We start from the raw sequence: 16,789 nt of genomic DNA on the forward strand, positions 1-16,789 counted from the left end.
CCCCAGGGGTGAGGGAGCTGCTCCCGCTGAGTTGCCCGGCGCCCCTCTCATCGAGGTGAGTGCTGCGCGGTCGGACAACTCCCTCACGGCAGGCGGTGTTTCATCGCTGCAACACCTTGAAAAATATTTCATCCCCGCCCGAAAAAAACCTCAAGCCTGGCCGATACAACGGTCAGGCGCACAAAGACTCCTTCGAACAGTGGCGCCGCACCGGATCCGACCACGGGCCAGTGATAAGCGCAAGGACGCTCGCCGTTACCCTCATTCGAGAGTGCTCCTATGTCTTTGCGTAATCTGAATATCGCGCCCCGTGCCTTCTTAGGTTTTGCCTTCATTGCCCTGCTGGTGGTCGTGCTCGGCGTATTCGCCGTCAACCGCATGTCGATCATCCGCCAGGCCTCCATCGACATGGAAACCACGCAACTGCCCAGCGTGACCCAACTGGCCGTGGTGACGGAAAACGTCCTGCGCCTGCGCATCCTGTCGTTCCGCATCCTGGTCAACCGCGAGCCGGCCGGCCTGCAAGAGGCCCAGACCCGCATCGGCGTGCTGGTCGAGAAAGTGCGCACCGCCCAGGCCGCCTACGCGGCATTGCCGGCCGGCGCCGAAGAGCGCGCGTTGTATCAGTCGTTCGCGAACACCCTGGACAGCTACCTGCAAGCGCAGAACCAGATGCTGGATCTGTCGCGCCAGGACAAAGTCGACGAGATGCGCACCCTGATCAACACCAAGATCAAGGACGGCACCGACCTGATGGGCGAGCAGCTCAACAAACTGATCGCGATCAACGCCGCCGATGCGAAGACCGCCTCGACCCAGGCCGGCGAGCATTACGACAGCGCCATCACCGGGATCGTCGTCGTCGCGCTGATCGCGGCCGTGGCCACCGTACTGTTGGCCTTGCTGCTGACCCGCAGCATCGTCACCCCGCTGAACCGGGCGGTGACGGCGGCGCAGACCATCGCCGGCGGCAACCTGACCAAAGCCATCGAGGTCGACGGCAAGGATGAACCGGCGCGCCTGCTCGAAGCGCTGGCGCAGATGCAGGCCAACCTGCGCAAGACCATCGAACAGATCGCCGGCTCCGCCACGCAGCTGGGCGCCGCCGCCGAAGAGCTCAGCGCGGTGACCGAAGAGGCCTCCCGCGGCCTGCAGCAGCAGAACGATGAAATCGAACAGGCCGCCACCGCCGTCAACGAAATGACCGCAGCGGTGGAAGAAGTGGCGCGCAACGCGGTGTCCACCTCCGAAGCCTCGAACCAGTCCACCCACGCCGCCCGTGAAGGCCGCGACCAAGTGGTGAAAACCGTCGACGCGATCCAGACCATGACCCACGACGTGCAGAACACCGCGCAGATGATCGAAGGCCTGGCCGCCCAGGGCCGTGACATCGGCAAGGTGCTGGACGTGATCCGCGCCATCGCCGAACAGACCAACCTGCTGGCGCTCAACGCCGCCATCGAAGCGGCCCGTGCCGGCGAGGCCGGACGCGGCTTTGCGGTGGTGGCGGACGAAGTGCGGGCCCTGGCCCACCGCACCGCGCAATCGACCCAGGAAATCGAGAAAATGGTCGCCGGCATCCAGAACGGCACCGGCGAGGCGGTCGAGTCGATGCAGCAGAGCAACCAGCGCACCCAGTCCACCCTGGAAATGGCCCGCGCCGCCGGCATCGCCCTGGAGCAGATCACCCAGTCGATCCTACAGATCAACGAACGCAACCTGGTCATCGCCAGCGCGTCGGAAGAGCAGGCGCAAGTCTCGCGGGAAGTGGACCGCAACCTGGTCAACATCCGCGACCTGGCCACCCAGTCGGCTGCCGGGGCCAACCAGACCAGCGCCGCGACCCACGAACTGTCGCGTCTGGCGGTGGATTTGAACGCCATGGTGGCGCGTTTCGTGATTTGAGATACGGTGAAGGCTGGAGACCGCGCAACCAGGAGACGTACATGCGCTATTCAGCCTTGACCCAACGGATCGCCGGGGAGGGAGCAGCGGCCTGGCGGATTCACGACCGAGCGCTGGAGTTGCGCGCCGAAGGCGTCGATGTCCTGCTGCTGACCGTGGGCGATCCGGATTTCGACACGCCGCTGCCGATCATCCACGGCGCCATCGACAGCCTGCTGGCCGGCGATACGCACTACTCGGAGGTGCGCGGCCAGCATGCCCTGCGCAGCCTGATCGCCCGGCGCCACCAGCGGCGCAGCGGTCAGGCGGTGGACGCCGACCATGTGATCGTCATGCCCGGCGCGCAATGCGCCGTGTATTCGGTGGCGCAGTGCCTGCTGGATCCGGGCGACGAGGTGATCGTCGCCGAACCGATGTACGTCACCTACGAAGGCGTGTTCGGTGCTTGCGGGGCGACGGTGGTGCCGGTGCCGGTGCGGCCTGAGAACGGCTTTCGTGTCGACCCGGCGGACGTCGCGGCGCGGATCACCGCCAAGACCCGCGCCATGTTGCTCAACAGTCCCAACAATCCTTCGGGCGCCAGCCTGCCGCTGCTGATCTGGCAAGAGTTGGCGGCGCTGTGCATCCGTCATGACCTGTGGCTGATCAGCGACGAGGTGTACAGCGATCTTTTGTACGAGGGCGAGCATGTCAGCCCGGCGAGCCTGCCGGGCATGGCCGAACGCACGGCGACGGTCAACAGCCTGTCCAAGTCCCACGCCATGACCGGCTGGCGCATCGGCTGGATGATCGGGCCCAAGACCTTGGCCGAGCATTTGGTGAACCTGTCCTTGAGCATGCTGTTCGGCCTGCCGGACTTCGTGCAGAAAGCGGCGCAGGTGGCGCTGGAGAAAGACCTGCCGGAGGTGACCCGGATGCGCGAGGAATACCGCCTGCGGCGGGACCTGGTGTGCGACCGTCTGCGCGGTTGCCCGGGCCTGCACCCGGTGCGCCCGGACGGCGGGATGTTCGTGATGGTCGATGTGCGCCAGACCGGGCTCGGCGCCCAGGCGTTCGCCGAGCGGCTGCTGGAGGGTTACGGGGTGTCGGTGCTCGCCGGAGAGGCCTTCGGGCCCAGTGCGGCGGGGCACATCCGCATCGGGCTGGTGGTGGACCGGGTGAAACTGGCCGATGCCTGCGCGCGGATTGCGCTGTGCGCGGCGCAGCTGTTGCAGGCGCGTACGGCCTGACAGTCATGTGCTGTCTGTGTCGGCCCTATCGCTGGCAAGCCAGCTCCCACAGGTTTTTGGTGTGGCCTCAGATGCTGCTTACAGCCGCGATGCCTGTGGGAGCCAGCCTGCTGGCGATGGCGGCAGTGAAGACGCCGCAGGGCGGGATCCCTCACCCTTCGGGTGACAGGCACAGCAGCCCTCAAGCCTGCCAGGCCGAGGGATTCACCAGGTTTGCAGGCTTCTCTCCCCTCAGCGCCGCCAGTAGGTTGTCCACTGCGCACCGGGCCATGGCCTCGCGGGTTTCGTGGGTGGCCGAGCCCATGTGCGGCGTCGCCACCACGTTGCTCAACTGCAGCAGCGGCGAATCGTGGCTCAGCGGCTCACGTTCGAACACGTCCAGCCCCGCGGCGCGGATGCGCTTGTGGCGCAGGGCTTCGATCAGCGCCGCTTCGTCCACCACCTTGCCCCGGGCGATGTTGATGAAGATGCTCTCGGGGCGCATCAGCGCGAACTGCTCGGCGCCGATCAGGCCTTCGGTCTGCGCGGTGAGCGGCAGGGTCAGGCAGATGAAGTCGGCTTCCCGCAACAGCGCCTCAAGGCTGCGGTATTGCGCGTCGAAGCGCTGCTCCACCGCCGGCTTGCGCGACTGGCTGTGGTAGAGCACCGGCATGCCGAAGCCGAAATGCCCGCGCTGGGCCAGCGCCTCGCCGATCCGGCCCATGCCGATGATGCCCAGGGTCTTGCCGTGCACATCGGTGCCGAAATGCGCAGGGCCGAGGCTGCGGTGCCAATGGCCGCCGCGCACCATGTTCGCCAGTTCCACCACGCGCCGGGCCGTGGCCAGGATCAGGGCGAAACCGGTGTCGGCGGTGGTTTCGGTGAGCACGTCCGGGGTGTTGCTCAACAGGATCCGGCGGCGGGTCAGGTAGTCGATGTCGTAGTTGTCGACGCCCACCGACACGCTCGATACCGCCTCCAGGCGCGGCGCCAGGTCGAGCAGCGCCGCGTCCAGTCTCAGGCTGGCGCCGAGCAGGCCATGGGCGCCGGGCAGGGCGTCGCGCAGCTTCATCAGGCCATCGGCGTCGAGGGCGTCGATCAGCGTCACGTCCACGTGCTCATGCAGCCGGGCCATCAGCGGCGGCGACAGTTTCTTGTACAGCACAACCTGCTTTTTCATCGCGTTCATCTCTCTTTCGAATCAGGAATGGGCCGGCAACGGACGTCGCGCCGCAGGCCTGGGCGTCACCCGGTCGCTGGCGCCGGGGTTGAGGAATGCCGTCAGCAGTACCGACAGCAGCAGCGCGCCGCTCATCAGCAAGTACGAAGCGCCGGGCGAGCCGGTGGAGCCGTTGAGGTAGCCGACCAGGTAGGAGCCGCCGAACGAGCCGAGGGCGCCCATGCTGTTGATCAATGCCATGGCGCCGCCGGCGACGTTGGCCGGCAGGATCTCCGGCACGATGGCGAAGAACGGCCCGTAAGGCGCGTACATGCAGGCCCCGGCGATCACCAGCAAGGTGTAGGACCACCAGAAATGCTCGGCGCCCAGGGCGTAGGAGCCGTAGAACGCCACTGAGGCGATCAGCAGCGGCGGCCAGACGAAACGCTTGCGCTTTTGCAGCTTGTCCGAGCCCCACGACACCAGCAGCATGCCGACCACCGCCGCCAGGTACGGCAGCGCCGACAGCCAGCCGGCCTCGACCATGTCCATCTGCGCGCCGGCCTTGAGGATCGACGGCAGCCACAGCACGAACCCGTAGACGCCGATGCTCCAGCAGAAGAACTGCAGCGCCAGGATGATCACCTTCGGCGAGCGGAACGCTTCGGCGTAGTTCTTCACCGCTTTGATGCCGACCTGCTCGGCGGCCAGGGCGCTTTCCAGGTCGCGCTTCTCGCCGTCGCTCAGCCAGCTGGCCTGGGCCGGACGGTCATCCGCCAGCCGCCACCAGATGAACGCCCAGAGCACCGCCGGCAGGCCTTCGATGATGAACATCCAGCGCCAGCTGAAATGCTGCACCAGATAGCCCGACACCACCGACATCCACAACATCGTCACCGGGTTGCCGAGGATCAGGAAGGTGTTGGCCCGGGAGCGTTCGGCGCGGGTGAACCAGTGGCAGAGGTAGACCAGCATCGCCGGCATCACCGCGGCCTCGACCACGCCGAGCATGAAGCGGATCACGATCAGCCAGTAGGCGTTGGAGACCACCCCGGTGAGAGTGGCGAGGCCGCCCCAGAGGATCAGGCTGACGAAGATGAGTTTCTTCACGCTGTGCTTCTGCGCATAGATCGCGCCCGGCACCTGGAAGAAGAAATAGCCGAGGAAGAACAGCGCGCCGAGCAGGGACGACAGGCCCGGTGTGATCATCAGGTCCGCGGCCATGCCGGAGGCGGCGGCGAAGCCGTAGTTGGCGCGGTCCAGGTACGCCAGGCTGTAGGTGATGAACACGATGGGCATGATGTACCACCAGCGGCGGGCGGCGAGGGTTGCGGTTTTCATGGGTCTTGCTCCTGAGCTTGTTGTTTTTGTCGCAGCAGGTTCAATGGGTGGTTTGTCTGTCAGGGCCTCATCGCTGGCAAGCCAGCTCCCACAGGATCTGCGGTGTACACAAAATCTGTGGGAGCTGGCTTGCCAGCGATGGCGGCCTCAAATTCGGCGCACAGTTCAGCCCGGGTCGGCAGCCCCTCCATGTCGCCACGGCTCTGCACCGCACGGCTGCCGATCCAGTTGGCGCGCCTGACCGCCTCGGCAAAGCTCTGGTGCTCCAGCAGGGCACTGATCATCCCGACGGCGAACCCGTCGCCGGCGCCGACCGTATCGACCACCGTCGCCACCGGCACGCCGGCCACAAAGCCTTGATCCAGTTGCGTGCGGTAATAGGCGCCTTGGGGCCCGAGCTTGATCGCCACCGCTTCGGCGCCCCGGTCGAGGTAGAACGCGGCGATGTCCGCCGGGTCGTCGAACCCGGTGAGCAGACGGCCTTCGGCCAGGCCCGGCAGCACCCAGTGGGCGAGGGCGGCGAGACGGTTGATCTCGGTGACCATCTCCCGTTCGCTGCCCCACAGGCTCGGGCGCAGGTTGGGGTCGAACGACACGCTGCGCCCGGCCTGGCGCATGCGCGTCATCAGGTCATGGGACATGGCCCGGGCCGAGGCCGACAGCGCCGGCGGAATGCCGGTGGCGTGCAGGTGCCGGGCATTGAGCAGCTCTGCCGTGATCGCTTCGGGCGACAGATGGCTGGCCGCCGAGCCCCGGCGAAAGTACTCGACCTGCGGGTCGCTGCCGTCGTCGCTGCGGGACTTGAGCTGGAAACCGGTGGGGTGTGCCGGATCCACCGCCACATGGCTGCAGTCCAGGCCCTCCCGCGCCAGGGATTCGACGACGAAGCGGCCCAGGGAATCGGCGCCGACCCGGCTCAGCCACGCCACATTGAACCCCAGCCGGGACAGGCCGATGGCGACGTTGCTGTCGGCCCCGGCGATGCGCTTGTGGAACTGGCCCACCGACGCCAGGTCGCCGCTGTGCTCGGCGACGAACATCGCCATGGTTTCGCCGAACGAAAGAATGTCGATCTCAGACATGGGCAGGCTCCAGGCAGGATTGGCCGAGGCGGGCGAGGGCGGCGACGTGGTCGCGGGTGAGCTGCACCAGGTCGTCGCCTTGCAGCGGGTATTCGGCGGCGCGCATGACGCCTTGATCCATGTGCCGCAGCAGTTGTTCCCAGTGATGCAGGTCGTTGGCGACGGGCGGCACGGCGACGAGCTTGCCGTCGGCGCGGCGGGCCACGGCCTTGCAGTGCACGTAGCCGACCTGCCTGCCCAGTACGCGTGCGGCCTGGACGGCGGACTCGCCTTGCCACTGCCAGTTGCCGATGTCGAAGGTCATGCGCACCGGCAGTGCGTGATGCTCGACGGCGGCGAAGAAGCGCTGGAACGGCTCGATGCGGCCGCCGTGCGGGGTCTGGTCGTTCTCCACCAGCAGCCGCACAGGGCTTTGGCTCAAGCAGTGGGCCAGCGCGCTGAAATCGTGGCCGTCGGCGAAGTGGCCCAGCGAGACTTTCAACCAACGGGCGCCGAAGGCCTCGGCGTTTTGCAGGGCGGTGTCCAGTTGCGGGTTCGGTAAGGCCTGGCCGGCGCGCCACAGTTCGGTCGGCGACGAATAGATGCTTTGCAGCCGTGCCGCTGCGCTGGCCTGTGCGAGTTGTGCGGGCACCTCACCGGTGAGCAATTCCTCGCGCCATTCGATGCGGCTGGCGCCGGCGGCGGTCAGCACATCGATGAAGAAGCCTTGGCCCCGTTGGCGCACCAGGTCGGCGCCGTAGCTGGACAGGCTGATGGAAACGGCAGGTTCATTCATTGTTGTTGTCCTCTGAAACCGGTTTCATTCTTGTTCAAAAAAAAGGTTGCGGTGGGCTTATGGAGCTCTGCGCGGGCCAGTCGAATCGTCGCCTGTCGGAGTGTCTTGAAGATGCCGTGCGGCGTCAGGACGGCCGCCATCGCCAGCAGGCTGGCTCCCACAAGGGATCCGGCTCGCCAGCAGGATCCCGGTGCACCCCCAAAATCTGTGGGAGGCTGGCTCCCACAAGGGATTCCGGTTACCCGCAGGATCCCGGCACACCCCAAAACCTGTGGGAGCTTGCCTGCAAGCGATGAGGCCCAATCAGTCACCACAAACCCCACAGGTCGATCCGCGCTCAATCAGCACCGGCGCAAAATCCACCACCCGCGCCGCCTCGTCATCTCCCCGCAAGCGCTTGAGCAGGCATTCGAACGCTCGGGCGCCGATGTCCGCCGTCGGCTGGGCGAGGGCGGTGATGCCGCTGCCCACCAGCGGGTACCAGTCCAGGTCATCCAGCGCGATCAGCCCGGCGTCCTCGAACAGCCGGCTGCCGATCTCGCGCAGGGCACGGGTGCAGGCCAGCGCCGCCACACCGTTGGCGCAGAACAGCGCCTTGGGCCCGGCACCGGGTTGGTTCAAAAAGGTTTGCAGGTCGGCGGCGAGGGTTTCGCCGGTCTCCAGCACCGCGCCGCTCAGGCCGCTTCGCTGGCCGATCTGCTGCTGGAAGCTTGCGACCCGCTCGATCCGCGAACTGGTGCCGTCGAAGGGTTCGGTCACCAGCAGCAGATCGCGGTAGCCACGCTGCTCAAGGTGTTCCAGCGCCATTTGCACCGCGCGGGGGTTGTCCAGCCCGACCATGTCGCTGTCCAGCCCTTCGACCTTGCGGTCCACCAGCACCAGCGGCATTTCCCGTTTCAGCTCATGCAGTTCGTCCCGGTGATGGCCGAGGGTGTTCACGATCAGGCCTTCGATGTTGTAAGAGCGCAGCAGCGCCAGGTGCTGGCGTTCCTGTTCGTCGTCGCGGTCGGTGTTGCACACCACCAGGCTGTAGCCGTACCGGCGGCAGGCGGTTTCCACCCCGTGCATCACGGCGATCGAGTAAGGGTTGCGGATGTCGGCCACCAGCATGCCGATCAGGCGGGTGCGCCCGCGTTTCAGGCCTCGGGCCATCTGGTTGGGGCGATAGCCCAGCTCGGCGATCGCCCGCTCGATGCGCTCGGCGGTGGCCTCGGAGAGCAAGGCACGGTCATCGCCGATGAAGCGCGAGACGCTGGCCTTGGACACGCCGGCGTGCTCGGCGACGTCGAGCATGGTCACGCGGCTGCGCTGGGCGGCGGAGAAGTCGTTCACGGGGTTGAGCCTTATTGTTTTAGGTGTTGAAACCGGTTTCAGAAAACACCATCCAGCGAAAGCCGTCAAGGGCACCGTTGGAGAGAGGGGCTGCATCGAACGACGAACGGTAGCAAGACCTGTCAGATATGACAGTAGGCAACCTCTCGGCCGGGGCGCTTAATCGACTCATCAACTTTTCCCGGAACACCTGAAGCAAGAGCGCTGCTTCAGGAGAGGATCTTGACATGCCCACACTCAAGAACCAGATAACAGCGGCCCCATTGACGATAGACGGGGTCAGCGAACTGGATCCGGACGGCCATATTCCGAGAGATGTTTTGATCGCCGGCACGATCGGCAGAATACCTCGGTGGCCCAACTTTCCGGCCGACCCCGACGACTTCACGATCCTCCGTGTCTATTGGCGGCAAGACGGTGCGACGGACGAAATATTTACCGCTACTTATACCCAGGCGGATGACCGGCCGGAGTTCACCTTTCCGATCACTCCTGAACAAATGAGTGTCGACGGAACGGCGGTCATCTATTACGAACTGGAGGGGTTCAATGGCAATCTGGATCCCTCACCCGAGCGTAAGTTGACGATCGACCATGAGTTGGCACCCACCCTCAGGGCGCCTGAGTTTCCTGACGTCAACTTCTATGGCTACATCAATTGCAGTTCTGCGCCGCCGGTCTGGGAAAGGATCCGGGTCAAGATCCTGAGCGAGCCGGTGTTCCTCAACGGAGACGAATGCGTCCTGCAATGGCAGGGGTTCGATTCTCTCAACGGATCTCCGCCGGCATTGACGCCGGTGCACGAATTCAGAAGAACCCTGAGCCCTGCTGATGTCAGCAACGGCTTCGTCATCGACATTCCGTTCGATCCCTATGTCCGGCCCATGGTGGACAACGATTCGGCCCTCGCTCAATACACCCTTTTTCGTGCAGGTGTCTCCTTCCGCAAATCCCGCAAGGGGCTGGTCAAGATCGACCGCACATTGCCGGGATCTCCGCCTTGTGGGGGTGAGCCCTGAATGATTCCGATGTTTTACCCATGGCTGCATCTGTTTGTGAGGTGGTTGTTCAATATCGCTCAACGTGGAGAACATGAAATGACCGTACAAAACATTATCGGTAAAGGCGCAAGGTTGACATTGCAGGAAATCGGCGAACGTGCTCGCTTGTCCTTGCGCACATCTGGACAGGTTTCCGGCGTACTGCTGGAAAAGCCCGAAGTGGTGGGAAAGATTGTCGATGACCTGATCCCCAAGACCATTTTGGACTCCGGAGACCTGATCATTCGATTTCACACCAACACGATCCTGGATCCACAGGATAATGACGAGTATGAGCTTTGGCAGCGCAAAGGGCCTTCAGATGCACCAGAAATGGTGGCCGACGGTAACCTGGGCCAAGCCGCAGGTCGCCCGGCGACGGTGGACATTGAAGTGCCCACAGTCGCTCTTGTGGACGACGATCTGGCGCAGGCTTCAACGTTGTGGGAGTTTGAACTGGTTGTGTATAGGGGGGATAACGGCAACCCGGACAGCTCGGACTGGTTCCCTGTCCAGATCGACCGTAACGCTCCGGAGCAAGATAAGGCGTCAGGTCAGAAGTTCAAGCCGGAGACCGCCACGCTCATCAACCTGCCGGCGCCCGGCATCATTGATGATGAGTGGCTGAGCACCCACGACTCGCTTGATATCGACGTCAATATCTCTTATCAGTTCTATCGTCCGGATGACACCATCATTGTCTATCTCTCGACCAACTATGGTGTGGGGATGCCGGTATTTGAGCAGACGCTGTCAAACAGTTCCGTTGCCATTCCGACGGACGACATCCCGCAATTGGATGGACAGTACTTTCTCTGGTACGAATTGCGCGACATCGTAGGCAATGTCAGCGACCCCTCACTTGCCAGAGGCTTGCGAGTGTCTCGCCGTCCGGCACCGGTACTGTTGGATTGTGTGTTTCCGAAAGGGATCCTGCCGGATGTGATCGACCTGGCGGACCTGGAAACCCCTGTGTTCCTGGAAGTTCCCTACTCCACAAACGGGCAGCAGACGGACCGGATCACCCCGACCGTCAGCAATGGAACACTGGATGTGCTGTTGGGCAGCAAAGCCTTGGGGATCGGACCGGCCAATCTGCAATTCACTCTCAGCAACAGCCGGTTGCTGGCGCTCTGGAACAATGCGACGGCTGAAGTGCCCATCACCGGCACCTATGTCTTCACCCGCGGCGTTCAACCCCCGCAGAATTCAAGGTCGACTTCGTCCGCGCTTGACTTCACGTACAGGGGGCCCATCAACCCCATTTTCCCGGGACGGGAAAACCCGAACATGGTGAGGGTCACGGTCGTCGGCAAATCCGGTACGCCCAATCACATCACGGAAGACGATCGTCTGGACGTGGTGACCATCAGCACGCCGATGGTGGCGGCCCCCAACCCTTGGGTACCGCTGGGAGACGAGACAGCGAAACTCTGGTTCGACGGCAAAGAAGTGCACAGCGAACTGCTGACGGCCGGCACCGTGACCGTACTGACCGCGCCCATTCCGGCGGCGGTGATCGAGGCGGCCGTACCCGGCAAGAAAATCGCCTACTGGACGATCGAGGAAACGGGCGGCCGCAATGTGATGAAGTCATTCGACACCGAAGTCCAGCTCGACGCCGTCCGGCTTATCTTGCCGAAACCGACGGTGCGGCTCTTCAACGGCTTTGTGTCTTGCCGTTATCTCACCCGGCCTGACTTCCAGTTGCCGGTGACAGTGCCGATTCACCCCACCGCGATGCCGGTCGGAACCGTAGTCACATTGCGATCCATCGGCACGACCGACAGCCAGGGATTGATGCCGATTCCGGGCACAGACTTTGCCGACACTTACACGATCACCGGGGCGGAAGCCGATGGCGTGTTCATCCAGAACATTCAGCCATACCTGACAAAACTCAAACCCATTCAGCCTCCGGCCAGTTCCAGTCTACCCAACGGTTACATCAAGATCTGGTACGAAATCACGGTTGCAGGCGCACCGCTGCCGTCGATGGAGTTCCTGAACGAAGTGTCGCTGCTCAATGCCAGTAACAACTATTGCGAGGGGACACCGACCGACTGAAGGCGTTGATGAATGCCGAAGAGAATTCTCTTCGGCATTGTTGATTCAACTGCGTGTACAGACCTTTCCCGCATAGCTGCCGGATAAGTCCTACATATCTTCCTACTACGGAACTGTAATTTACGCGCCGTCTTGGGCGTGGGAGCTATGCCCGCGAATTCAGCTCCGTGCTCCTGCGGGAGCCATTCAAGGGAATTTCTTATGTTGTCATCTTGTATTGATGCGAAGTCCGGCCTCAGGAGGCTGATCAGTCTTTCATCACTGTCCCTCTTGTGGCTCCCCGATCTTTCCTCTGCCGGTACATTGGTCGGTGGGAGTCAGACCCTCACCAACGGCGCACCTGTGGAAGCATGGACACTTTCCCAAGGCGCAACATTGAACGTTGAGCAGGCGCAGACGCTGGGCATCAACGCATCGCATTCCACCCTGAATGCGACCGGTGCGACAACCCAGCAGATTTCCGTCAGCCAGGGTTCAGTGGTCAACCTCAGCGACTCGACCGTCAACGGCGGGAATGCCCGGGCCGGTGTGGAAATCATCAACAGCACCGGCACCATCAATGCCAGCACCGTCACAGGCAACCGCCTGGGCCTGCAGGCGGCCCGCAATGTCAGTACCGCCAGCGGCTCTTCGATCAGCGTGACGGACAGCCGGATCACCGGCGCTTCGGGCGGTGCGCGCGCCACAGCGTTCAGCAGCCTCGATTTTTCCAGCTCCCGAGTGGAAGGCACCGGTGCCGGCAGTGCCGGCGTGTCCCTGTTGAGCGGCAGTGCCTCGGCCCGCAACGGAACGCAAATCGTCGGTGGCCAGAACGGCGTGACCCTCGGTCTCGAAGGCGCAGGCCTGCCTGCCAGCCAATTGACGTTGGACGGGGCGAGCGTCGAGGGCAAGAGCGGTTCTGCGGTGTTGGTCGACAACAACGGTCGTGCCGCACCGGTCACACGCATCGATGTGCTTGACGGCTCCACATTGACGGGCGGCAACGGGATCGCCGTCGAGGTCAAGGGCGCCGCCGATGCCGCGATCAACGTGGAACGCAGCGACCTCGTCGGCAATGTTCAGGTGAGCGACGGCAGTGTGGCTGCACTGACCCTCACTCAAGGATCGCTGACCGGCAACGTGACAGGAGACGCCTCAAGCGCCGTATCGGTCGGGCTGCAGCAGGGCTCGCAACTCAAGGGTGTCATGACCGATGTCGCCAAGGTAGACGTCGGTGGGCAATCCCGTTGGGCACTGACAGGCGACAGCAAGGTCGGTGACCTGAACCTCGATGGAGGGACCGTCAAGCTGGGTTCGGACGACGGGTTCCATCAGTTGAACGTGAACAACTTGTCCGGCAACGGCCTGTTTGAAATGAGCGTGGATTTTGCGACCCTTCAATCGGACGTCCTCAATGTCACCGGTGTTGCGACAGGCAACCATCAACTGTTGATCGCCAGCACCGGCACCGAACCTCCCAGCGGCCAGCCCGTCACGGTCGTTCACACCGCAGGCGGGGATGCGGCGTTCTCTCTTGCCAATGCCGACGGCAAAGTCGATCTCGGCGCGTTTTCCTATGGGTTGAAGGCGGACGAGAGCCGCAACAACTGGTTCCTGGATCCGTCCGGGCGCACGGTCAGCCCCTCGACCCGCACCGTCATGGCCTTGTTCAACACCGCGCCGACGGTATGGTACGGCGAGCTGACGTCGTTGCGCAGCCGCATGGGGGAAGTGCGCTTCAATCAGGAAAAGTCCGGGGCATGGGCGAGGGCCTACGGCAACAAATACAACGTCAATGACGCGTTCGGGGACGGCTACCGACAGACCCAGCAGGGATTCACGTTGGGGGCGGACGCACCGTTGCACTTTTCCGACGGGCAATGGCTGTTGGGCGTGATGGCCGGCTACAGCACATCCGACCTCAATCTGCACACGGGCAGCAGCGGCACGATCAAAAGCTATTACGCCGGGACCTACCTGACCTGGTTGGATGAAGCGAGCGGTTACTACGTCGACAGCGTGTTGAAGGTCAACCGGTTCCGCAACGATGCCAAGGCCGGCCTGAGCGACGGGACGCGCGCCAAGGGCGATTACGACAACAGCGCTGTGGGCGGATCGGTGGAAGTGGGGCGGCACATCAAGCTGGACGACGGCTACTTCATCGAACCGTTCACCCAGTGGTCGGCCGTGGTGATCCAGGGCAGGGACTTCGACCTGAACAACGGACTGCGGGCCGAAGGGGACCGCACCCGTTCATTGCTCGGCAAGGCTGGCGCCACGGCAGGGCGCAAGATGCAGTTGAGTGACGGCACGCAGGTTCAGCCCTACGTGCGCGCGGCGTTGGTGCATGAGTTCTCCAGAAACAACGAAGTCAAAGTCAACAACAATGCCTTCGACAATGACCTTTCCGGTTCGCGTGCCGAAGTGGGAGCCGGCATCGCCGTCAATTTGTCGGAGCGTTGGCAGGCCCATGCGGAAGTCGAGTACATGAATGGAAGCAACATCGAAATGCCCATCGGCGGCACGTTGGGCGTTCAGTTCAAATGGTAGGGGCATAACGCGGATCAGCGTTTGAACCTGACGCAAAAAAAAGCCCCGATCTGAGTCGGGGCCTATTCTTCAGGCTTAGTGGCCTAGCACCGTATCAAATTCGCCTTTGGACAGATAGCTCTGACTACTGCCGTCAGCCTTATCGATATGGGCATTGAAAGTGCCGAAGAAATGGAGGGTTTTTGGATCAAGGCTGTATTGGATGTTTCCCGATCTGGCTTTCTGCAAGGTCGGGCGCTCCGGGTCGCTGTAGTCGTTGAAAAACAAAGTGACGTCACCCTCACCGTCTTCATCGGTAATTCTTGCGATGGCCTCATCGATTGCTTTGGAAAACTTGATGGTGAAGCTTCTGGCGGCACCGTCATTGAACTCAGTGGCGATGACGGCCCAAAGTTCGCCGCGGCCGGGTGAGTGCTCGAGTTTTATTTCAGTGAGCGTGGCAGAGAACTCCGAGCCGTCTTCCAGGATCGCAGTGAAGACTTCCAGCGGGTCAGTGTCGGTCACTTTCAGGGCTGAACTGTTCATGAATCATCTCCGTAGGGTTAAACGAATGATCCATGCACTGCGGTAGGCCAGCGAGGCATGGATAGAGTCATGCGAGAACCAATGTTGGTGCTCGTGTACTGGCACTTATGACATGTGCACGGCGCACCGCCTTCAGTGTTCAGTACACGGTCTTACCACTCGTGCGAGTTGGGTTGTGTGTTGCACGAGTGCGGGGTCAGCATAATGGAGCGAGAACACCTGAGTAACTGTCAGAGTTGACAGGTGTGTCTATATACAGGCGGTCCCTGTGCAGATCAGCCAAACAACCCCGCCGCAATGTTGATCGAGAACCCCAGGATCGCCGTATTGAACACAAACCCGATCAACGACTGCGCCAGCACGATCTTGCGCAGCTCGCGGGTGGCGACGCCGACGTCGGAAGTCTGCACCGCGACGCCGATGGTGAACGAGAAGTACAGGAAGTCCCAGTAGTTGGGCGTGGTCAGGCCTTCGGCGAAGCGCAGGGCCGGCTCCTGACCGTCCCAGGTGTAATAGAGGCGGGCGTAGTGCACGCTGAAGATCACCCCGATCAGCAGCCAGGAGCCGATCACCGTCAGCGCGGTGAAACCGTAGTGCAGCAGCTTGCGGGTGGTTTCCAGGTCCTTGCTGCCGACCAGTTCGAAGGTGATGGTGGCGAGGCTGGCCAGGGCGGCGATGCTCACCATCAGCAGGACGAGGCCGGCATTCTCGTCTTCCATTTCCGCGATGCGTTTGACGTCCGGGGCCTTGGCCCGGGCGGTGAGCCAGAGCATCAGCGCCAGGTAGGTCCAGACGCCGGCGTTCCAGCCGATCAGGACCTTGCTGACGAGAGAGGCGTTGGGCGTGAGCAGGCCGACGGCGATGCCGAACAGCGCGGCGGCGGAGAGGCGAGGGTGGGTGCGGGCGAGAAAGCGCATGGGGGCTCGTAGGGTCAGGGTTTGCTGACACCTTAGCGTATTTGGGGCAACCTTCGAGTCGATGCAAGGATTGATTGCACTGGCAAGCACCTCCCGAAGAAAGCGGTGATGGATAGAAGCTTCAGCAGGACGGCTGTTTCACACTTCTGCGCCTCTGCGTAAAAAAACAGTCACCCGCAGGTGACTGTTCGTTACTTCGCTGCCTATCTCGTTCGTGCCTTTTCACTCGTGCACTTCGAACTCGCCATGATCGATTACGAGACCGCGGTTTGTATCGGAGTTGTTGAAACGGAATGTTCCCCACATTTTATGGTGCTTTTCGTCGTAGTGAATGATTGCCGATCCCGCCCCCGAAATCATATCTACGATACCTTCGGCTGTTGTCGTCCTATAACGTCCGCTGGCTTGCTTATCCCCTTGCGGTTTGTCTGTCAGCGTCAAGCCTATAGGCGTGCCATCCTTCGGAATGCTGAGAGGGATTTGCATAAGGTAAAGGCTGGTCCGGTAGTCATCATGTTCCTCGACCGCTCTTACATAAAATCCGCTCGGGGTCTCCACTAAGGAGAAGGAAGAGTCGGCAACGAAATGTGTTTCTTTGTCATTTTGAGTGATGGTCGCCGTCATCTTTTGTTTTTCTTGTTTCATCTGCGTTCTCCGAGGGCTTAAGCCCTAGCGAGTGCAACCGACAGGATGTCGTCTGCTTGCCCGGAGTCTAAGGATGAAAAAAAATTGAGATAACTGTCAGGGTTGACAGGTGTATCTATATACATGCTGCTGTTCAGTTGAACGGAGTCAAGCAGCCCCACCGCATTTTTGACCGAAAGCCTCAGTGCGTTGTTTGCGGGAGCGACAGTCAGGCTCCCACAGGCTCATTGCCACACACGGGTTGGTAGGGCGGGCTTTGCTCGC

At 62.4% G+C, this 16,789-nt stretch carries 14 protein-coding genes; 5 read left to right on the forward strand and 9 right to left on the reverse strand.

Translation table 11 applies throughout. From position 1 onward, the window contains the following. The first annotated feature begins 279 nt into the window (after nucleotides 1-279). Together CAG29_RS24335 and CAG29_RS24340 are read left to right on the forward strand one after the other, a co-directional pair. On the forward strand, nucleotides 280-1,905 hold the full coding sequence (locus tag CAG29_RS24335) for a methyl-accepting chemotaxis protein (RefSeq protein WP_085695257.1): 1,626 nt from the start codon (nucleotides 280-282) through the stop codon (nucleotides 1,903-1,905). A 41-nt stretch (nucleotides 1,906-1,946) separates the two neighbouring features. Then, on the forward strand, nucleotides 1,947-3,134 hold the full coding sequence (locus CAG29_RS24340) for a pyridoxal phosphate-dependent aminotransferase (RefSeq protein ID WP_085583867.1): 1,188 nt from the start codon (nucleotides 1,947-1,949) through the stop codon (nucleotides 3,132-3,134). A gap of 181 nt (nucleotides 3,135-3,315) precedes the next feature. Here the strand turns inward: CAG29_RS24340 and CAG29_RS24345 are convergent, their stop codons facing one another. The 6 genes from CAG29_RS24345 to CAG29_RS24365 form a co-directional block, all read right to left on the reverse strand. Next, nucleotides 3,316-4,293, reverse strand: a complete 978-nt coding sequence (locus CAG29_RS24345; protein ID WP_085695275.1) for an NAD(P)-dependent oxidoreductase — start codon at nucleotides 4,291-4,293, stop codon at nucleotides 3,316-3,318. Between the two features lie 21 nt (nucleotides 4,294-4,314). Further along, nucleotides 4,315-5,613 (reverse strand): MFS transporter, encoded by a 1,299-nt coding sequence (locus CAG29_RS24350; protein ID WP_085583865.1) that lies wholly within the window; start codon nucleotides 5,611-5,613, stop codon nucleotides 4,315-4,317. Between the two features lie 59 nt (nucleotides 5,614-5,672). Further along, nucleotides 5,673-6,695, reverse strand: a complete 1,023-nt coding sequence (locus CAG29_RS24355) for a sugar kinase (protein WP_085583863.1) — start codon at nucleotides 6,693-6,695, stop codon at nucleotides 5,673-5,675. Continuing rightward, entirely contained in the window at nucleotides 6,688-7,470 is a 783-nt protein-coding gene (locus tag CAG29_RS24360) for a TIM barrel protein (RefSeq protein WP_085695258.1), read from the reverse strand. Before CAG29_RS24360 ends, CAG29_RS24355 begins: the two co-directional genes overlap by 8 nt. Next, nucleotides 7,467-7,631, reverse strand: a complete 165-nt coding sequence (locus tag CAG29_RS28590) for a hypothetical protein (protein ID WP_170930396.1) — start codon at nucleotides 7,629-7,631, stop codon at nucleotides 7,467-7,469. Before CAG29_RS28590 ends, CAG29_RS24360 begins: the two co-directional genes overlap by 4 nt. Before the next feature lie 142 nt (nucleotides 7,632-7,773). Next, nucleotides 7,774-8,802 (reverse strand): LacI family DNA-binding transcriptional regulator, encoded by a 1,029-nt coding sequence (locus tag CAG29_RS24365; RefSeq protein WP_085633707.1) that lies wholly within the window; start codon nucleotides 8,800-8,802, stop codon nucleotides 7,774-7,776. Between the two features lie 227 nt (nucleotides 8,803-9,029). Here CAG29_RS24365 and CAG29_RS24370 point away from each other — a divergent pair, with 227 nt between their 5' ends. The 3 genes from CAG29_RS24370 to CAG29_RS24380 all read left to right on the forward strand — a co-directional run bounded on the left by CAG29_RS24370 (nucleotide 9,030) and on the right by CAG29_RS24380 (nucleotide 14,438). Further along, the gene (locus CAG29_RS24370; protein ID WP_085583857.1) at nucleotides 9,030-9,821 is read left to right on the forward strand and encodes a hypothetical protein; all 792 of its coding nucleotides are present in this window, start codon (nucleotides 9,030-9,032) and stop codon (nucleotides 9,819-9,821) included. Between the two features lie 78 nt (nucleotides 9,822-9,899). After that, a complete protein-coding gene (locus CAG29_RS24375) occupies nucleotides 9,900-11,909 on the forward strand; it encodes a hypothetical protein (protein ID WP_139831528.1) in 2,010 nt (669 codons plus the stop codon). A gap of 201 nt (nucleotides 11,910-12,110) precedes the next feature. Next, nucleotides 12,111-14,438, forward strand: a complete 2,328-nt coding sequence (locus tag CAG29_RS24380) for an autotransporter outer membrane beta-barrel domain-containing protein (protein WP_085695259.1) — start codon at nucleotides 12,111-12,113, stop codon at nucleotides 14,436-14,438. A gap of 75 nt (nucleotides 14,439-14,513) precedes the next feature. Here the strand turns inward: CAG29_RS24380 and CAG29_RS24385 are convergent, their stop codons facing one another. From CAG29_RS24385 to CAG29_RS24395, 3 genes are all read right to left on the reverse strand, one after another. Beyond that, nucleotides 14,514-14,963, reverse strand: coding sequence for a hypothetical protein (locus CAG29_RS24385; protein ID WP_085657000.1), 450 nt, complete (start codon nucleotides 14,961-14,963; stop codon nucleotides 14,514-14,516). Nucleotides 14,964-15,238: 275 nt separating this feature from the next. Beyond that, nucleotides 15,239-15,880: a DUF1345 domain-containing protein gene (locus CAG29_RS24390; RefSeq protein WP_085583849.1), complete on the reverse strand. Its 642-nt coding sequence runs from the start codon at nucleotides 15,878-15,880 to the stop codon at nucleotides 15,239-15,241. Between the two features lie 222 nt (nucleotides 15,881-16,102). Further along, on the reverse strand, nucleotides 16,103-16,525 hold the full coding sequence (locus CAG29_RS24395; RefSeq protein WP_085695260.1) for a hypothetical protein: 423 nt from the start codon (nucleotides 16,523-16,525) through the stop codon (nucleotides 16,103-16,105). Nucleotides 16,526-16,789: the final 264 nt, after the last annotated feature.

The sequence above is a fragment of the Pseudomonas sp. B7(2017) genome, from assembly GCF_002112745.1.
Lineage (GTDB): Bacteria > Pseudomonadota > Gammaproteobacteria > Pseudomonadales > Pseudomonadaceae > Aquipseudomonas > Aquipseudomonas ekonensis.

Excerpts from the sequence above, each read along its gene's own strand:
- CAG29_RS24360 (WP_085695258.1), bottom strand. The coding sequence starts at position 7,470 with ATGAATGAACCTGCCGTTTCCATCAGCCTGTCCAGCTACGGCGCCGAC.
- CAG29_RS24375 (WP_139831528.1), top strand. The coding sequence starts at position 9,900 with ATGACCGTACAAAACATTATCGGTAAAGGCGCAAGGTTGACATTGCAG.
- CAG29_RS24350 (WP_085583865.1), bottom strand. The coding sequence starts at position 5,613 with ATGAAAACCGCAACCCTCGCCGCCCGCCGCTGGTGGTACATCATGCCC.
- CAG29_RS24335 (WP_085695257.1), top strand. The coding sequence starts at position 280 with ATGTCTTTGCGTAATCTGAATATCGCGCCCCGTGCCTTCTTAGGTTTT.
- CAG29_RS24390 (WP_085583849.1), bottom strand. The coding sequence starts at position 15,880 with ATGCGCTTTCTCGCCCGCACCCACCCTCGCCTCTCCGCCGCCGCGCTG.
- CAG29_RS24380 (WP_085695259.1), top strand. The coding sequence starts at position 12,111 with ATGTTGTCATCTTGTATTGATGCGAAGTCCGGCCTCAGGAGGCTGATC.
- CAG29_RS24355 (WP_085583863.1), bottom strand. The coding sequence starts at position 6,695 with ATGTCTGAGATCGACATTCTTTCGTTCGGCGAAACCATGGCGATGTTC.
- CAG29_RS24395 (WP_085695260.1), bottom strand. The coding sequence starts at position 16,525 with ATGAAACAAGAAAAACAAAAGATGACGGCGACCATCACTCAAAATGAC.
- CAG29_RS24385 (WP_085657000.1), bottom strand. The coding sequence starts at position 14,963 with ATGAACAGTTCAGCCCTGAAAGTGACCGACACTGACCCGCTGGAAGTC.
- CAG29_RS24370 (WP_085583857.1), top strand. The coding sequence starts at position 9,030 with ATGCCCACACTCAAGAACCAGATAACAGCGGCCCCATTGACGATAGAC.
- CAG29_RS24340 (WP_085583867.1), top strand. The coding sequence starts at position 1,947 with ATGCGCTATTCAGCCTTGACCCAACGGATCGCCGGGGAGGGAGCAGCG.
- CAG29_RS24345 (WP_085695275.1), bottom strand. The coding sequence starts at position 4,293 with ATGAAAAAGCAGGTTGTGCTGTACAAGAAACTGTCGCCGCCGCTGATG.